The sequence below is a fragment of the Parasphingopyxis sp. genome (assembly GCF_028279465.1).
Lineage (GTDB): Bacteria > Pseudomonadota > Alphaproteobacteria > Sphingomonadales > Sphingomonadaceae > Parasphingopyxis.
In genome coordinates this window covers 778,954-794,921 of sequence record NZ_JANQNS010000015.1, presented here as the reverse complement: position 1 = coordinate 794,921, position 15,968 = coordinate 778,954, and the positions used below count along the sequence as shown (strand labels likewise).

Annotated in this window: 7 protein-coding genes and 1 tRNA gene; 5 read left to right on the top strand and 3 right to left on the bottom strand. The window is 56.6% G+C overall.

The annotated features are described in order from the left end of the window. Nucleotides 1-81: 81 nt before the first annotated feature. On the bottom strand, nt 82-2,280 hold the full coding sequence (gene katG / locus Q0974_RS13290; RefSeq protein ID WP_299328410.1) for a catalase/peroxidase HPI: 2,199 nt from the start codon (nt 2,278-2,280) through the stop codon (nt 82-84). A gap of 232 nt (nt 2,281-2,512) precedes the next feature. Here katG and Q0974_RS13285 point away from each other — a divergent pair, with 232 nt between their 5' ends. Further along, nucleotides 2,513-3,529 (top strand): sodium-dependent bicarbonate transport family permease, encoded by a 1,017-nt coding sequence (locus Q0974_RS13285; RefSeq protein WP_299328408.1) that lies wholly within the window; start codon nt 2,513-2,515, stop codon nt 3,527-3,529. 12 nt (nt 3,530-3,541) lie between these two features. Here Q0974_RS13285 and Q0974_RS13280 read toward each other — a convergent pair whose 3' ends face one another. Next, nucleotides 3,542-3,862, bottom strand: a complete 321-nt coding sequence (locus Q0974_RS13280; protein ID WP_299328405.1) for a P-II family nitrogen regulator — start codon at nt 3,860-3,862, stop codon at nt 3,542-3,544. A 494-nt stretch (nt 3,863-4,356) separates the two neighbouring features. Here Q0974_RS13280 and Q0974_RS13275 point away from each other — a divergent pair, with 494 nt between their 5' ends. The 3 genes from Q0974_RS13275 to Q0974_RS13265 are packed head-to-tail and all read left to right on the top strand — an operon-like array spanning nt 4,357 to nt 14,801. Beyond that, nucleotides 4,357-4,569, top strand: coding sequence for a hypothetical protein (locus tag Q0974_RS13275; protein WP_299328403.1), 213 nt, complete (start codon nt 4,357-4,359; stop codon nt 4,567-4,569). Next, nucleotides 4,566-5,210, top strand: a complete 645-nt coding sequence (locus Q0974_RS13270; RefSeq protein WP_299328400.1) for a hypothetical protein — start codon at nt 4,566-4,568, stop codon at nt 5,208-5,210. The genes Q0974_RS13275 and Q0974_RS13270 overlap by 4 nt, the downstream gene beginning before the upstream one ends. 3 nt (nt 5,211-5,213) lie before the next feature. After that, nucleotides 5,214-14,801, top strand: a complete 9,588-nt coding sequence (locus Q0974_RS13265) for a calcium-binding protein (RefSeq protein ID WP_299328397.1) — start codon at nt 5,214-5,216, stop codon at nt 14,799-14,801. A 281-nt stretch (nt 14,802-15,082) separates the two neighbouring features. Here Q0974_RS13265 and Q0974_RS13260 read toward each other — a convergent pair. Then, a tRNA-Glu gene (locus tag Q0974_RS13260) sits at nt 15,083-15,157 on the bottom strand. Nucleotides 15,158-15,281: 124 nt separating this feature from the next. On the opposite strand from Q0974_RS13260, the gene Q0974_RS13255 reads away from it, so the two are divergent. Further along, a complete protein-coding gene (locus tag Q0974_RS13255) occupies nt 15,282-15,959 on the top strand; it encodes a DsbA family oxidoreductase (RefSeq protein WP_299328395.1) in 678 nt (225 codons plus the stop codon). The last annotated feature ends 9 nt before the right edge of the window (nt 15,960-15,968 follow it).

Below are 15,968 nucleotides of genomic sequence, written 5' to 3'. Positions count from 1 at the left end.
CGCTTCAAGCCGTCGAAAAATAATCCCCGCCGCACCGGATTGGCGCGGCGGGGATCGTAGATGCAATGCGGACAGTTTCGCCTAGGCGAGGTCGTACCGGTCCGCGTTCATCACCTTGGTCCAGGCGGCGATGAAGTCGGCGACGAACTTCTCTTTCGAATCGTCCTGCGCATAGACTTCGGAGAGAGCCCGGAGCTGCGAGTTCGACCCGAAGGCGAGGTCGACGCGGCTCGCCGTCCATTTCTGTTCGCCGCTGGCGCGGTCGTTGCCGACGAATTCCTCGTCGTCAGTGCCCTCGGCGACTTCCCAGGCCGTGCCCATGTCGAGCAGGTTGACGAAGAAGTCGTTGGTCAGCTGGCCGACCCGGTCGGTGAACACGCCATGCGCGCTGTTGCCCGCATTGGCGCCGAGCACCCGCAGGCCGCCGATCAGCGCCGTCATCTCGGCGACCGTCAGGTCGAGCAGCGACGCGCGGTCGAGCATGAGCTCCTCGGTCGGCACCGAATGCTTGGCCGAGAGATAGTTGCGGAAGGCGTCGGCCTTGGGCTCCAGATACTGGAAGCTGTCCGCATCGGTCTGCTCGTCGGTCGCATCGCCGCGGCCGCCGGTAAACGGCACCGCGACATCGTGACCGGCATCCTTCGCCGCCTTTTCGACCGCCGCGCTGCCGGCCAGCACGATGGCGTCGGCCATCGAGAGATTGCCGCGCAGCTCGTCGATCTTGGCGAGCGTACCAGACAGCTCGTCCGGATCGTTGACCGGCCAGTCCTTCTGGGGCGCGAGCCGGACGCGCGCGCCATTGGCGCCGCCGCGATAGTCGGACGCGCGGAAGGTCGAGGCCGAGGCCCAGGCCGCCTTGACGAGCTGGCTCACGCTTAGTCCGCTGTCGAGGATCGCGCTCTTGAACGCATCGACATCGCTGTCGGAGGGTGTCGTACCGGCGGGCACATTGTCCTGCCAGATCAAATCCTCGTCCGGCGCCTCCGGGCCGAGATAGCGCGACTTCGGACCGAGGTCGCGATGCAGCAGCTTGAACCAGGCGCGGGCGAAGGCGTCCTTGAACGCTTCGTGATCCTCGCGGAACCGCTGCGATATCTTCAGATATTCCGGATCGGTCTTCATCGCCATATCGGCCGTCGTCATCATCGTCGGGACCTTCTTGGACGGATCGTGCGCGTCGGGCGCCATATCCTCTTCCTTCTGGTCGATCGGTTGCCACTGATTGGCCCCGGCCGGCGATTTGACGAGCTCATATTCATAATCGAGCAGCAGGCGGAAATAATTCTCCGACCACTGATCCGGCGTGTTCGTCCAGGGGCCTTCGATGCCGCTGGTGATCGCGTCCGCACCCATGCCCGAGCCGTGGCGGTTGTGCCAGCCAAAGCCCTGAGCGGCGATGTCCTGCCCGGCATTCGCCTCGGGATCGGCGCCGACCAGCGCAGCATCGCCCGCGCCATGCGCCTTGCCGAAAGTATGGCCGCCGGCGGTCAGCGCGACGGTTTCCTCGTCATTCATCGCCATCCGGCCGAAGGTTTCGCGAATGTCGCGCGCCGAACCCATGATATCGGGTTCTCCGCCCGGGCCTTCCGGGTTCACATAGATGAGACCCATCTGGATCGCGGCCAGCGGCGTTTCGAGCGCCTTGCCTTCATCGGGAACAATCCTGGTCGGCGAGCCCTGGTTCACCCAGAGCTCTTCGGTGCCCCAGTAAATATCGCGCTGCGGTTCCCATGTGTCGGGGCGTCCGCCGGCGAAACCGAAGGTCGGCCCGCCCATCGATTCGATCGCGACATTGCCGGTGAGCAAAAGTAGATCGGACCAGCTGATCGCGTTGCCGTACTTCTTCTTGATCGGCCAAAGCAGGCGGCGCGCCTTGTCGAGATTGCCATTATCCGGCCAGCTGTTGAGCGGGGCAAAACGCTGCTGGCCCTCGCCGCCGCCGCCACGGCCGTCCGACACGCGGTAGGTGCCCGCGGCATGCCAGGTCATGCGGATGAAGAAGGGGCCATAATGCCCGTAATCGGCCGGCCACCAAGGCTGGCTGTCGGTCATCAGCGCCGTCAAATCCGCCTTCAGCGCGTCATAGTCGAGCGACTTGAACGCTTCTGCATAATCGAAATCTTCGTCTTCGGGGCTCGGCGACTTGCCGTTCTGCGTCAAAATGCCGAGCGGAAGCTTGTCCGGCCACCAATCCTGATTCTGGCGACCGAGCAGCGAACGTACGCCGCCGTCAAAGCCCATCGGGCAACCGCCGCTCATTTCGCCTGTTTTCGCGTCCATGTCCTCAACTCCTGTTTATGGTTGTTACCGTCAACATATAGGAACCCAATGTGATGGGCCAATGACTAGGCTCTGTCAGAGTTAATCAGAAAAGCGATGGTGCGGTGCGTTTCGTCGATTCCGGCGCGCGAAGCGGCGCATGTCCACGCGCGATATCGCCAAAGCTTGACGCCCTTGATGGCCGCGTCGATAGACTGATCATGCAGGGCAACGGGGTGATAAGAAAGATAAAATGGAACTCCTGGTCGATTTCCTGACGCGTCTCGTCACGCAGTTCCAGTCTCCGGCCCTGGCTTTTCTGATCGGCGGCATGCTGCTCGCGGCTTTTCGCAGTAAGCTCGATATTCCCGACGCGATCTACAAATTCGCCGTGTTCATGCTGCTCATGCGGATCGGTATCGAGGGCGGGCTCGAAATCCGCGACGCCAATTTCGCCGATATGCTGCTGCCGGCCGTCGCCACCGTCTTTATCGGTTGCGCGATCGTGCTGATCGGCCGCTTCACGCTCGCCTTTCTACCCGGCGTGAAGACGGAAGACGCGATCGCCACGGCCGGCCTGTTCGGCGCAGTCAGCGCCTCGACGCTCGCCGCAGCGATGGTCCTGCTCGAGGAAGACGATATCTTTTACGAGGCCTGGGTGCCCGCGCTCTATCCGTTCATGGATATCCCGGCGCTGGTGCTCGCGATCGTGCTGGCCAATCTCTATTTCGCCAAGCGCGACGGCAAGACGAGCGAGAAGCCGAAGATCGGCGCGATCATCGCCGACAGTCTCCGTGGATCGGCGCTATCGGCGCTGATCCTCGGCCTTGCGCTGGGCCTGCTGACGCGTCCCGAACAGGTGTTCGAGGGTTTCTATGATCCGCTGTTCCGCGGGCTGCTCTCGATCCTGATGCTGATCATGGGGATCGAGGCCTATCAGCGGCTCAATGAAATTCGCAAAGTCGCGCATTGGTACGCCGTCTATGCCGTTGTCTCCCCGTTGGCGCATGGCCTGATTGCATTCGGGCTCGGCTATCTGCTGCATCTGGCGACGGGGTTCAGCCCGGGCGGCATCGTGCTGCTCGCCGTGATGGCCGGGTCGAGTTCGGATATTTCCGGTCCGCCGACGCTGCGTGCCGCGATCCCCTCGGCAAACCCGTCCGCTTACATCGGTTCGTCGACCAGTATCGGCACACCGGTCGCGATCGCGATCGGCATTCCGCTGTATCTTGCGCTCGCCCAGATCGTGTTCGGCACCGGGATGGGCTAGCGATTTTCCAGCCTAATGGTGGAATTTATGCGGGCGGAGGATCTCGACCTCTTCGAGATAGGTGATGCCCGAATAATCGTCGAAATAGCGCGCCGCGACGGTATCGATGATTTGTTCGGCGATGTCATGATCGGAGACGATCACTTCGACCTTCACATTGCGGAACGCGTCGACAATCGATGCGCGGTTTGTGGGGCGCACGCCCCGCGCGCCTTTGCCGCCAGCTGCGACCACCGTGTAACCCGTGCCACCGGCCTCCTCGATGATCTGCGCGACGCCATCGAAGATGACCTTCTCGGTAATGATCACGACCTTGATGGCTTTGAATGTCATCGGACATGGCCTCCTGCGACCGGCCTATGCAGAGGCCGGTGACGGGTCAAGCGCAGCATCACGATCGCGAAATGACCACAAGTGAGATGTTGGTGAATCAACCGGTATTGCGCGCACCAGTCTCTGGGCGATTTCCCGGTCAACGAATGCGGACTGCTGGTCTCGGTAAGGTAAAAATAACCGAGTGAGCGTTGACAGATATGTTCGGTCCCAAACTCGGACATCTGCTCTGGAAACGATCCGAAGTGCGGTTCTTTTCCAGAGAATGCACCATATCGGCTTATCTAACCTATTGTCTTACTGATGAAACAGGCGCAGCGTATATCGAGTCGGCGGGGGCGCTGATTAGGGAGCAGGGCGATTCTTGAGCGCATTTTCCCGGTTGTGCAAAAATGAAGCGCAGGCGCTTCATCGGGATCGCAAACCAACCGATTGTATCGCCATCAATGCCGTGCTGCATCCGTGGTCGGACTAGTTGGCGCATAAGAATTGCAATGATCAGTATCGTCGGAGGCTCCGTAAAGTTTTTCGGGGACGAGACGCAAGCATGCTTTGCCGAACTAGCAACGCAGGAGTCGAGCGGCGATGGCGAGACCAATGCGGGGGAACCGTTCACGCTCGCCGGACTCGGCATCGTGTCGATCGATCTCACAACCAGTTCTTCGGCAAACGACTTAGGGCCGACGTTCATGCGGCGGGCGGCATGAACTTGGACGTGAAAATCCCCGGCACTTTTGAGCGCGCATCAATGAAAAGTCGGTGGAGTCACCAGCATAGGGGAAGGTCTATTATTGACCTTATGTTCTCCGCGAATCGGACACACTTGCTCTCGGGCGCCGTCGCCGTCTTGGCATTAGCAGCAACGTCGTGCGGCGGATCAAACGTGCCAGCCGATGCGCCAGATGTTTTAGAATCAGGCATGCCTGAAAATAACGAGTCCGCTGAAGGATTTCCGATCGAGAGCACTGATAACGAGATAATAGGTGATCAATTTACTGCCGACTTCGAAATCATCGATGGACCCGAAATCGAAGCATTGCTCTCTGGACGAAGAATTTCCACTTTTGGGCATGAGAACACAGGGTCTCGGCGCTTCGGAGAAGCATTCTATCAGGACGGCAGATGGCACGCATCGTATCAGTCGCGTATGCTGCTGCAATTCACGGGTTTGTGGACAATCGCAGACGATCAGATATGCGTTGAGACTGAAGACTGGCCTCTCGAATGCCGAGAAATCTGGCATGACCAAGCATCAGGCGACATCATGATAGCCGATCTGCGGGCTACTCCAGAATCTCACGATAGCAAGGTGAGAATGTCCATATTCGATTTATCAGAAGAGAGATGAGAAATGTCTTATGACAGTATAATACACAGGATCAATGTCATTGGTTTCTCTAATCCAAACGATGTTCATATCGAGTTTAGATATTTATACGAAAACTCTACACTTCTCGAAGCAGCTTTAAATAGTTGGTTAAATAACAATCCTACATCAAATATTACAATCACTTTTGCCCAGGATACTGCTGAAGTACACCAGCTAAACTCGGGAAACATATTCATAGACATAGATTACTTTTCCGATAATTACTACATATCGAAAACTGGACAAGCAGTTCGTGATGATTTCCGCTCTGGCCTAGCGCACGAGATTGGGCATGCAATTACGACCAATGCGGACTACGACTCTTTTTCTGACTTGGCCGGAGCAAACATAAACAATGTTAATACTTGGTATGCCGAGCTTGGTATCCCGGAACAAGCAACTTATCAAGCTTATGAAAAAAATTTGAACGTATTAACGCCCGGTAGAGATTATACAAATGGCGAAGAAATCGAAAATGCTATAATAGACAGGGGGCCGTATTACAATAATATAACCGGATTTGGTTTTGATTCGGGTAATATTGATCTTTTAGACGAAGGTGTTATTGGAAAATCTCTAATTATTGGAGGAAGTTCTTCAAATAATTATGGAGGAACAGCCAGCGCTGACTATATTTACGGCGAAGGCGGCGACGATATTCTGCTGGGTCACGGTGGTGCCGATTACATAGAAGGAGGCGCTGGCAACGACGTCCTTAATGGCGGTGGTGGCTGGGATCATCTGAAAGGTGGCGAGGGTGACGACTGGCTATTTGCCGGCGAAGGCGACGACTTCTTTAGTATCTTTGATGTCAATCAGTTGGACGGTGGTGCTGGCGACGACGTTCTAGTGGCTGGTGGTTTTGCGACGTTAATGGCCGGCGGTAGCGGTAAGGACTTCTTCCATATTGGCTCTAATGCCATCGTTACGGACGGCTCATCCGATGATCAGATCTTCATGGCGGGCATTCCGATAGTCGGTGGCACCAAGCAATGGTGGATGGAAGGCAACACGGCCTATTGGGCGCCCTTTTCCACATTGATGACCGCCTTTCCGGTTATCGGTTCAAGCATATTAAGTGCTGCTGCGTTCTTCGTTGATAGCGTAACAATGAAATTCGCCAGCTTCAAAAGCTACGAAGATGGCAGTCTCGGTATCAATATTGGTTACGGTTTGGGCGGTGTTGCGAAGATTGAGAATTACAGTCTCGATCTGGACAGCGGTGCAGCGAGCGCTGGAGTTGTGGCCTTCGAGGCTTCGAGAGGCGGCAGAGCAAGCGCAGAAGAAGATTCAAACAAGCAGGACCTACTTCAGTTCATCAACCTCGCTTTGAAAGCCGGCTTCGGCGTTGGATTCCAGGGTTGGGACCCCATCGTCCTCGATCTCGACGGCGATGGGTATGAGCTGACGACGCTTGCCAACTCTGCCGTCTATTTCGAGTTCGACGGGGATGGTTTTGCCGAGCAGTCGGGCTGGGTGCGGCCCGATGATGGCTTCCTCGTGCTCGACGCCAATTCCAACGGCATCGTTGACGACTCCACGGAGTTTTTCGGGGACGAGACGCAGACGGGGTTTGCCGAGCTTGCGACGCATGACGGCAACGCGGACGGCGTGATCGACGCGAACGATGCGGTGTTCTCGCAGCTGCAGGTCTGGCGCGATCTCGATGGCGATGGTGAGACCGATGCGGGCGAATTGTTTTCGCTGGCCGCGCTCAATATCGCCTCGATTTCGCTGACAACCTCGACACCTGAGACAGGCGAGATCGGCGGCAATCTGATTACCGCCGAGGGCGCGGTGACACTGACCGACGGCACTACGATCAATGCGGGCGATGTCGTGCTCGATATCAGTCAGGTCTCGACCGAGTATCTGGGCGCGACGACGGTTTCGTCAGCCGCCGCGGCGCTACCCGAATTGCGCGGGTTCGGAACCGTCGCCGACCTGCGTATCGCGATGAGCGAAGATGCCGGGCTGCTCGCACAGGTACAGGCGTTCGATGCGCTGACGACGACCGATCTTTCGGTCCTCAAGGCGGATGCGGAGGCGATCCTCTATGCATGGGCGGATGTTGACGGCGTAACCGCCGACCCGATCGGCAGCGGCGGCTTCGATGCGCGCAAGCTCGCCTTTCTCGAAGAATTCGCGGGTCAGGAGATCGCGCCGCGCGATCCGCAGACCGGCGATGTGCTAACCGATAATGTTGATGAGCTTGAAACGCTCTGGGCCGATACGCTGGAGAGTTTGACGCTCAGTCTCGTGGTGCAGGCGAGCGGTCTCTCGCAATTTTCCGGCCTCAATTATGACGAAGGCCGCGATCTCATCCTGATCGATGGTGCCGGCGGCCTCGCGGACACTTATTCCGCCATCCTGAGCGGACTTTCGAGCACGCCGGCGACAGCTCTGGCTGAGTGGGATGAATGGGGCGAGCTCTTGCGTGCCCTGCATGATGGTGCGCGGCGATTCGATAATAATCTGGTCCGTGATGATTTCGCCGCAGCGCAGCTCGAAACGGCGATTATCGATAGCGGCTCGCCACTCACATTGGCGGAACTCGCGCCGGCTCTGGGCATCGATAATCTGACGATCGGCACCGCTGCGGCTGAAACGCTGACGCAGAATGGCGGAGGCACGATTTTCTCCGACATCGGCGATGGCGACACCGTTGACGGCGGAAGCGGGCAGGATGTGTATTTGCTCAAGAGCGGTTTCGGCGATGTGATTATCGACGATGTGGAAGGCGGCGTCAGCGGCGATCGCATTCGCTTCATCGATGTCAACAAGGACGGGGTCTCAGCCGAGCGCATAGGCGATGATCTTGTCATCACGGTTACGGCAACCGGCGATACCGTGACGGTGCTGGGGCAGTTTGCCGATGTCGTACCGCTCGCCGCAGACGTCGTGCTGAGCGACAATCGCGGTATCGAAGAAATCCAGTTCGCCGATGGCGGTCTCATGGAGCTGCCGGATATCGCCATCGCGGTCGGCGAGGGTACCGCTGGCAACGATGTCATGGAAGGCACCATGCATACGGATGTCTTCCAGGGACGCGCTGGCAACGACACTTTGAAGGGCGGGGACGACGGCGATCTCTACGTTTTCGACGCTGGAGACGGCAGCGATACGATTATCGACAATCAAAGCAATCCACTGCTCAGCGCTGCCGACATGCTGATATTCGGCGATGGCATTGCACCGGACGACATTACTTTTTCACGGGCGCCGGGCAATTCGAGCGACTTGCTGATCACTATCGGTTCATCGGGCGATTCCATCCTGGTCGATGGCCAGTTCTCGTATGGATCGTTGGGCTATAATCATATCTGGTCACCCAATAGCCGGATCGAGCTCTTCGCTTTCCGCCATTATGGCGACAGCTACTCGTCAAAGGATATTCAGCAAAAGATCATCGAAGCCGAAACAACGGACGGAAATGACGTTACGACTGGCTTTGGCGATGACGATCTATTCTATGCCAGCGCGGGCGATGATCTGATGATCGGGCGCGATGGTGCCGACACATATTTCTGGGGTTCCGGTTTCGGCAATGACAGTATTGACGAACAATCCAGCTATATCGATGTCGACGTTGGTTTGGGTGGATTATCGCTAGAGCATGGCGCCGACACAGTCGTGTTCGCACCTGATATTGATCCGGCGGACGTTGTTTTTTCGCGGCTTTCTGTCGATCCGCACCTTACCATTACATTGGAGTCCACGGGCGAGACCCTAACCGTCTTGAATCAGTTTTCGAGCTTCCAAACCGGCGTGCTCGGTGCGCAATGGATGGATCGCGTCGAATGGTTCGAGTTCGCCGACGGCACTCGCCTAAGCTGGCAGGACATTTTGGTAGACGTTACGACCGGCACGGATGGCGATGACAGTCTGTGGGGGGATCTGACCGCCGATACGCTGACCGGCGGGAAGGGCGACGATTACATGTCGGGTCGCGGAACTGGCGACCGTTATGTCTACGAGTTCGGCGATGGCAACGACATCATCCACGACAACAGCAACAGTTTGCTCGGGGTCGGCTTTGTCTCAGTCGACAGTACGCCCGATACTGTATCCTTGGGAACTGGCATCACTGAGGATTTCCTGAGCTTTTCTGCATCGGGGACCGATTTGATCATTACTATCGATGACCCGAATGATCCCCACGACATCGCATCCACCATTACTCTCCAATCGCAGAATTCGTTCATACAGACCGGCGTTTTCGGAGCCTTTGGCAAAAGTCGGATCGAGCAACTTGAGTATGATGACGGTAGTGGCGGCCGCACTACACTGACCGCGGATGAATTGAACCAACGTGTAATTGCGGAGAACACGACAAGCGGCAACGATGTAGCCGAGGGCTTTGCGCTTTCCGATCGGTTTGGCGCGAGCGCCGGCGATGACATTGTGAGAGGCGGCAATAGCGGAGATGTCTACGAATTCGGCTTTGGCGCCGGTAATGATCGGATAGAGGAAAGCGTAAGCAATGTCCTCTATGGCGACTATGATGCAGTTGAATTCGGCGCGGGGATTGCGTTGGCGAATCTCGATTTCGCACGCAACAGCAATGATCTGATTATAAACCTTCTCGACGGTTCTGGCGTCGCTACTGGAGATAGCCTGACCATTGCGGGACAGTGGTCATATAACAACTGGTTCACTTGGCGTGACATCGAGGTTTTCCGCTTCGAGGACGGATCGGAGCTCACGAAATCGGATGTCTTGACAATCCTGCTTCAGAGCACGCCCGGCGATGACCATCTTGTTGGAACGGCGGGGTCTGAGGTTCTGAATGGCGGCCCAGGCGACGACATACTCGACGCTGGCAAGGCCAGTGACACCTACGAATTCAGCTATGGCGACGGCAATGACGTCATCCGCGAGCCGGTCCATAACGACGCGGGAGGCAATGACAAAATCGTATTCGATGATACCGTAACGCGTTCGGATCTTAGTTTCCAACGCGAAGACAATGATCTGGTGATACTCATCGATGGCGGTGTAGGCGGGTCGATAACGGTTGAGGGGCAATTCACGCAACATAATTGGGAAGTGTGGCGCGCGATCGAAACGATCGAGTTTCTCGATTCCTCAAGCGCCGTCGTCGACAGCATGAGCTATCAGGACATTGTGGACGTGCTCACAACCGGAGGCGCTGGCGACGATTATCTGAAGGGCTCGATATTCAACGATACGCTTCACGGAGGGCCCGGCAACGATACGCTCGTGGGTGCCGATGGATCGGATACCTATCTTTTCAATCTCGGAGACGGCGACGATGTTATCATCGAGGGCGAGAGCTACGTTCTGAATCCGCATTTCGATACGCTGCATTTTGGCACTGGCATCTTCTTCGACGACCTTACTTTCGAACGGTCGGGAACAGATCTCGTCATCACGCATTCTGGCGGCGATAGAGTGACTCTAGTCTCTCAATTCTCTTTCGGCACGACCGATAAATCTGTCGATCAGATCACATTCGCTGAAGCCACCGAAACGACCCTTACGGATACCGACCTTCGTCAGATGTTCATGAAGGGAACTGCAGGCGACGATGTGATTGTCGGTTATGGAACGGCGGACATTATCGAAGGCGGTTACGGCGATGACGAGCTGTGGGGAGAGGACGGCGCCGATACCTATGTCTTCAACATCGGTGACGGCGTCGACACCATCTATGAGGATGTCGATAACGCCAACTATTCGGAGAACGACACGGTCCAGTTCGGCGAGAATATCGCCTGGGAGGATTTGATATTCGCGCGCGACGGCAACGAGCTGCAGATTTCCATCGCCGGCACCCAGGACAAGATCATCATACCGAAAGAATGGTCGACGATTAATAACACGAGCACGACGACATGGTGGGATGTCGAAAACTTCACCTTTGCAGATGGCACTGCGAAGACGAAGACCGATATACAAATCGCATTGCTGCAATCGACAGATGGCGATGACAATCTTCTCGGTTTCTACACGAGCGATACGCTGGAGGGAGGCTTAGGCAACGACATTTTGGACGGTGGGCGCGGCGGCGACGTTTTCGTTCACAATATTGGCGATGGCCACGACACCATTGCCGACTTTGCCTATTATTGGGGGAGCAGCGGCGACACATTGCTGTTCGGTGCCGGTATCGATCCATCCGATGTCGTAGTTTCCCGTCCCGAGCCAGGTGCCGAAGACATGCTACTGTCCGTCAACGGGGGTGAGAGCTCGGTAACCCTGAAAAATCAGATATTCGGCGGTCGCGAATGGACGTTGGATTATGTCGAGTTCGCTGACGGCACGATTTGGGACTCGACAGACTTGGCGGTCATGATGACGGCAGCCGAAACTACCGCCGGCGATGATTTAATTTCCGGAACAACATTCGATGATCTGCTGATCGGCGGCGCTGGAAACGACAATCTTATTGGTCATAGTGGTGCCGATATCCTCGAGGGCGGTACAGGCGACGACTTGCTCGAGGGCGGCGAGGACAACGATACCTATATCTATAACTCAGGCGATGGCCATGACGTCATCTCTGACTACCGGTATTATTGGAGCAATGGTAACGACGAACTGATTTTCGGGGCAGGTATCGCCCCATCGGACATAACCGTAACGCGCTCTACCACGACACCGACGGACATGATCCTCGAAATCTCGGGAGGCACGGGTTCCGTCACGTTGACCGGTCAGCTTACCGGCCATCGCAGCTGGAAAATTGAAACCGTCGAATTCGCCGATGGCACGATCTGGAATGACGATCATCTCCTGAGCCTATTGCCATCGATCGAGGGAACGGCCGCCGGCGAGACACTTACGGGCACCGCCCTGGACGAGATCATCAACGCTCATGGCGGTAACGATACCGTCAATGCGAAAGACGGCGATGACATAATCACCGGCGGCCCGGGTGACGATCAGCTTAATGGCGGCAAAGGTGCAGACACATATTTTTACTATCTCGGCGACGGCGATGACGTTGTTCACGACTATTACGGTACGCGCACCAACGCGCTTGTCTTCGGCGAAGGCATTGCGCCGGGAGATCTGCTTTTCGCCTCGATGAGCGATTTCGACGATGTGCTGATCAGCTTCAACGGAACGGCAGGTTCGATCAAGCTCGAGAACCAGTGGTGGGGCGATGCGGGCATCGAAGAGGTACGGTTCGACGACGGCACCATCTGGGACGAAGCCACTCTTGCCGCCGAATATGTGCTCGGCCAGCAGACCTCAGGCGATGATACGATCAAAGCGTCTAACGCTGCCGATATCGTCGATGGCGGTGCCGGCAATGATACTATTTATACCGGCTATGGCGATGACGTAATCACCGGCGGCCTTGGTGATGATCAGCTGGAAGGCGCCCGTGATTCAGATACCTATATCTACAATCTCGGCGATGGCGACGACATCGTCTACGACTATCGCGGCAGTAGAGACAATGTGCTGGAACTGGGCGCTGGGATCGCGCCGGGAGATCTGCTTTTCGCCTCGATGAGTGATTTCGATGATGTGCTGATCAGCTTCAACGGAACGGCAGGTTCGATCAAGCTCGAGAACCAGTGGTGGAGTGATGCGGGCATCGAAGAGGTGCGCTTTGCCGACGGCACGGTGTGGGATGAGACGCAGCTGGCAGCCGCCTACGTACTCGGCCAGCAGACGTCAGGCGATGATACGATCAAAGGTTCTCACGCTGTCGATCTGATCGACGGTGGTGCCGGTAACGACACAATTACCGCAGGCAATGGCGATGATATAATCATCGGCGGTGCTGGCGACGATACGGTCACAGGCGGTAACGGCAACGATACGATCACGGGCGGTTTGGGTGATGATACGCTCCACGGCTCAGATGGTTCTGACACGTACGTCTTCAATGCCGGCGACGGAAGTATGTTGATTGACGACAACGGAAATCATGACACAGATCGCCTTCTGATCCACGGTTATGACCCAACAGTGACGACAGTAATGCATGGTCCGTCCGGCAGCGATGCGGTGATCCTAACCTTTGCCGGATCGAACGATGCAATTACGATCTGGAACACACTCGATGGTTCGAAACATGACCAAATCGAACAGGTCGTTTTCGACGACGGTACGATTTGGACACCGTCCGACCTGCAAAATATGGCCGTCCCATATGCCACCACGGGTGACGATCAAATCGATGGCACGGAAGGAAATGATACGCTCAACGGGCTGGCCGGAAATGATACGATTATGGCTTTGGGCGGTGACGATCAGCTCACGGGTGGCCTTGGAAACGACCAGTTGGAAGGTGGGGTCGGGGCAGATACCTACATATTCAATACCGGCGACGGTCAGGATGTGATCGAGGAAACTGCGGATGTCGATTTCGACACGCTTCATTTCGGTGCCGGGATTCTCAAGTCTGATTTGGACATTACGCGTAATGGCGACGATGTCGATATTGCTCTGCCGAATGGCGATAAAATCACGCTGATGTGGCAAATCTGGATCGGAAGCGGTGACTGGGCGATTGACCAGATAACGTTTGCCGAAGCGGGCGAAACCGCGATGTCGAAATTCGATATTGAACAAGCGACCCTCAAACCGACAGCAGGGGCTGATACGCTGGTCGGCGGCGAGGAGAACAATATTATCTACGCAGCCGCCGGTGATGATTTGCTGCAAGGCGATGTTGGCGACGATACGCTTGCCGGTGAAGCCGGGAATGACCGGATGGAGGGTGGCGATGGCGCCGATACATATCTGTTCAATCTTGGCGACGGAGAAGATGTGATCGAGGAGTCGGAAAGCGCCGGTTACGACGTGATCCAGATGGGCTCCGGTATCTTCCGAAACGATCTTACTTTCTCGCAGAGCGGCGACAGCCTCATCATCACACTGCCTGACGCCAGCGAGATAGAAGTCCTGTGGCAATTCTGGACCGGAAGTGGCGATTGGTCGATCGAAGAGATCAGCTTCTCGGAAGCCGGCGAAGCCTCTTATTCCAAGGCGGATATCGAGCTGATCGTGTCGGGGCAAAGCGGACAGTCCGCGGCGATGATGTCTCTGCCTTCGTTTGATCAATCTGCGACTTCAGCGGATGACATGTTTGTCGTTCGCCAGACTGACTCCGGCCTCATATATCTTGATGGCTATGACGATCTTTTCTGGCCGGCGGAGACACCGCAATCTCTGCAAATAGTATCGTTTGAAGGCAACGATAGCGTCATGACTGCTACAGTGTTGCCTGAGGCGCCCGCTTTGGATAGCGCGGAAATGACAGAGATCGCTCCTGTGGCAGGAATCGCAAATTCTTCTGAGGGTGCGGACGCGATTTACCTTCGGGAGCTTAGCGAAGATAGCGCGAACGAGATAACGTTCAGCGTTGATCGATCGGCTATGATCTTGAGTTATGAGCGCCCAATAGGCCGCGCTCCGACAGATTTTGATATGCCCGTACTCGCGGACGACGATATTCAAGATTTTGGGAGTGTGGGCAAGCAGGCGTTTGAAGATCAGGGTGCGGAATCGGGTCCTGACTTCGCGCTGGATATGGCTTTCGACGCAGGCGAGGCGGCCATAAGTTTCCAAGAGACATTTGTTTAGACGCAACAGATCTGTCGATATCTTAGTGTACTGCACGACGCTCTAAGGGTGCTTCGATCTGACATCGTAATTGATGCGCGGTGGGCCGCCGTTCAAAGCCCTAGAGCAGACGTAGTTTTCTAGTCGCGCCAGTTCGCCCGGTCAGGGGCAGAGGAGCTCTAAATATTTGGTGAGTCCTACGGGACTCGAACCCTGAAGGATGGGCCCGCCCATCCGTCGAGAAAAAGGACACGGGTTCGACGCTCTGCCCGTTTCGACAGTCTGAAGGAGGGAGAAAAAGCTGGTGACCCCTACGGGACTCGAACCCGTGTTTCAGCCGTGAGAGGGCCGCGTCCTAACCGCTAGACGAAGGGGCCATGGCAAGCGTGCTTGCGGGGCGGCTCACTTAGGGACAGCGCGTTGGGAGGTCAACTCCAACTATGATATGGATGTTCCTCCGCGAGTCCCCGAGCGCGTCCGATCCATTCTCAGGAGTCCGTCATGGCAACGCAACTCAAGATCGATTTCGTTTCCGATATCTCTTGTCCTTGGTGCGTCGTAGGGCTGCGCAACATGGAGACGGCGCTGGCCGCGATCGGCGAAGAGATAGAGCCCTATATCCGGTTCGAGCCGTTCGAACTCAATCCGGACATGCCGCCTGAAGGCATGGACCGAGCCGATTATTTCGCGACCAAATACCGGATATCGCCGGACGAGGCGAAGCGGCGCGGTGGCGAGATCCAGGCACGTGCTGAAGAAGCCGGGTTCACGATGAACGCGGGCGAGGGTTTTCGCATCTATAATACGTTCGATGCGCACCGGTTGCTCGAATGGGCGATGGAGGAGGGTAAGCAGCGCGCGCTTAAACATGCGTTGTTCACGGCCTATTTTACCGACGGCAAGAATATGGGCGATCATGAGACGCTGGCGGAAATCGCGGAGTCCGTCGGGCTCGATGGCGTGCAGGCGCGCGAGATACTGGCCGGGAAGGACTATGCGGGCCATGTCCGCCAGTCCCAATCCCATCAGCGCGGGCGCGGCATCCAGTCGGTCCCGACGATCATCGTCAATGGCGAATATGTAATCAATGGCGGCCAGCCGCCGGAAGTCTTCGAAAAGGCCTTCCGCCATATCGCGGGCGAAGTCGCGAAAAGCGAGGCGGCGGCGGAAGCCGTTTAGGTGCGCATT

Excerpts from the sequence above, each read along its gene's own strand:
- katG (WP_299328410.1), bottom strand. The coding sequence starts at position 2,280 with ATGGACGCGAAAACAGGCGAAATGAGCGGCGGTTGCCCGATGGGCTTT.
- Q0974_RS13285 (WP_299328408.1), top strand. The coding sequence starts at position 2,513 with ATGGAACTCCTGGTCGATTTCCTGACGCGTCTCGTCACGCAGTTCCAG.
- Q0974_RS13280 (WP_299328405.1), bottom strand. The coding sequence starts at position 3,862 with ATGACATTCAAAGCCATCAAGGTCGTGATCATTACCGAGAAGGTCATC.
- Q0974_RS13275 (WP_299328403.1), top strand. The coding sequence starts at position 4,357 with ATGATCAGTATCGTCGGAGGCTCCGTAAAGTTTTTCGGGGACGAGACG.
- Q0974_RS13270 (WP_299328400.1), top strand. The coding sequence starts at position 4,566 with ATGAACTTGGACGTGAAAATCCCCGGCACTTTTGAGCGCGCATCAATG.
- Q0974_RS13265 (WP_299328397.1), top strand. The coding sequence starts at position 5,214 with ATGTCTTATGACAGTATAATACACAGGATCAATGTCATTGGTTTCTCT.
- Q0974_RS13255 (WP_299328395.1), top strand. The coding sequence starts at position 15,282 with ATGGCAACGCAACTCAAGATCGATTTCGTTTCCGATATCTCTTGTCCT.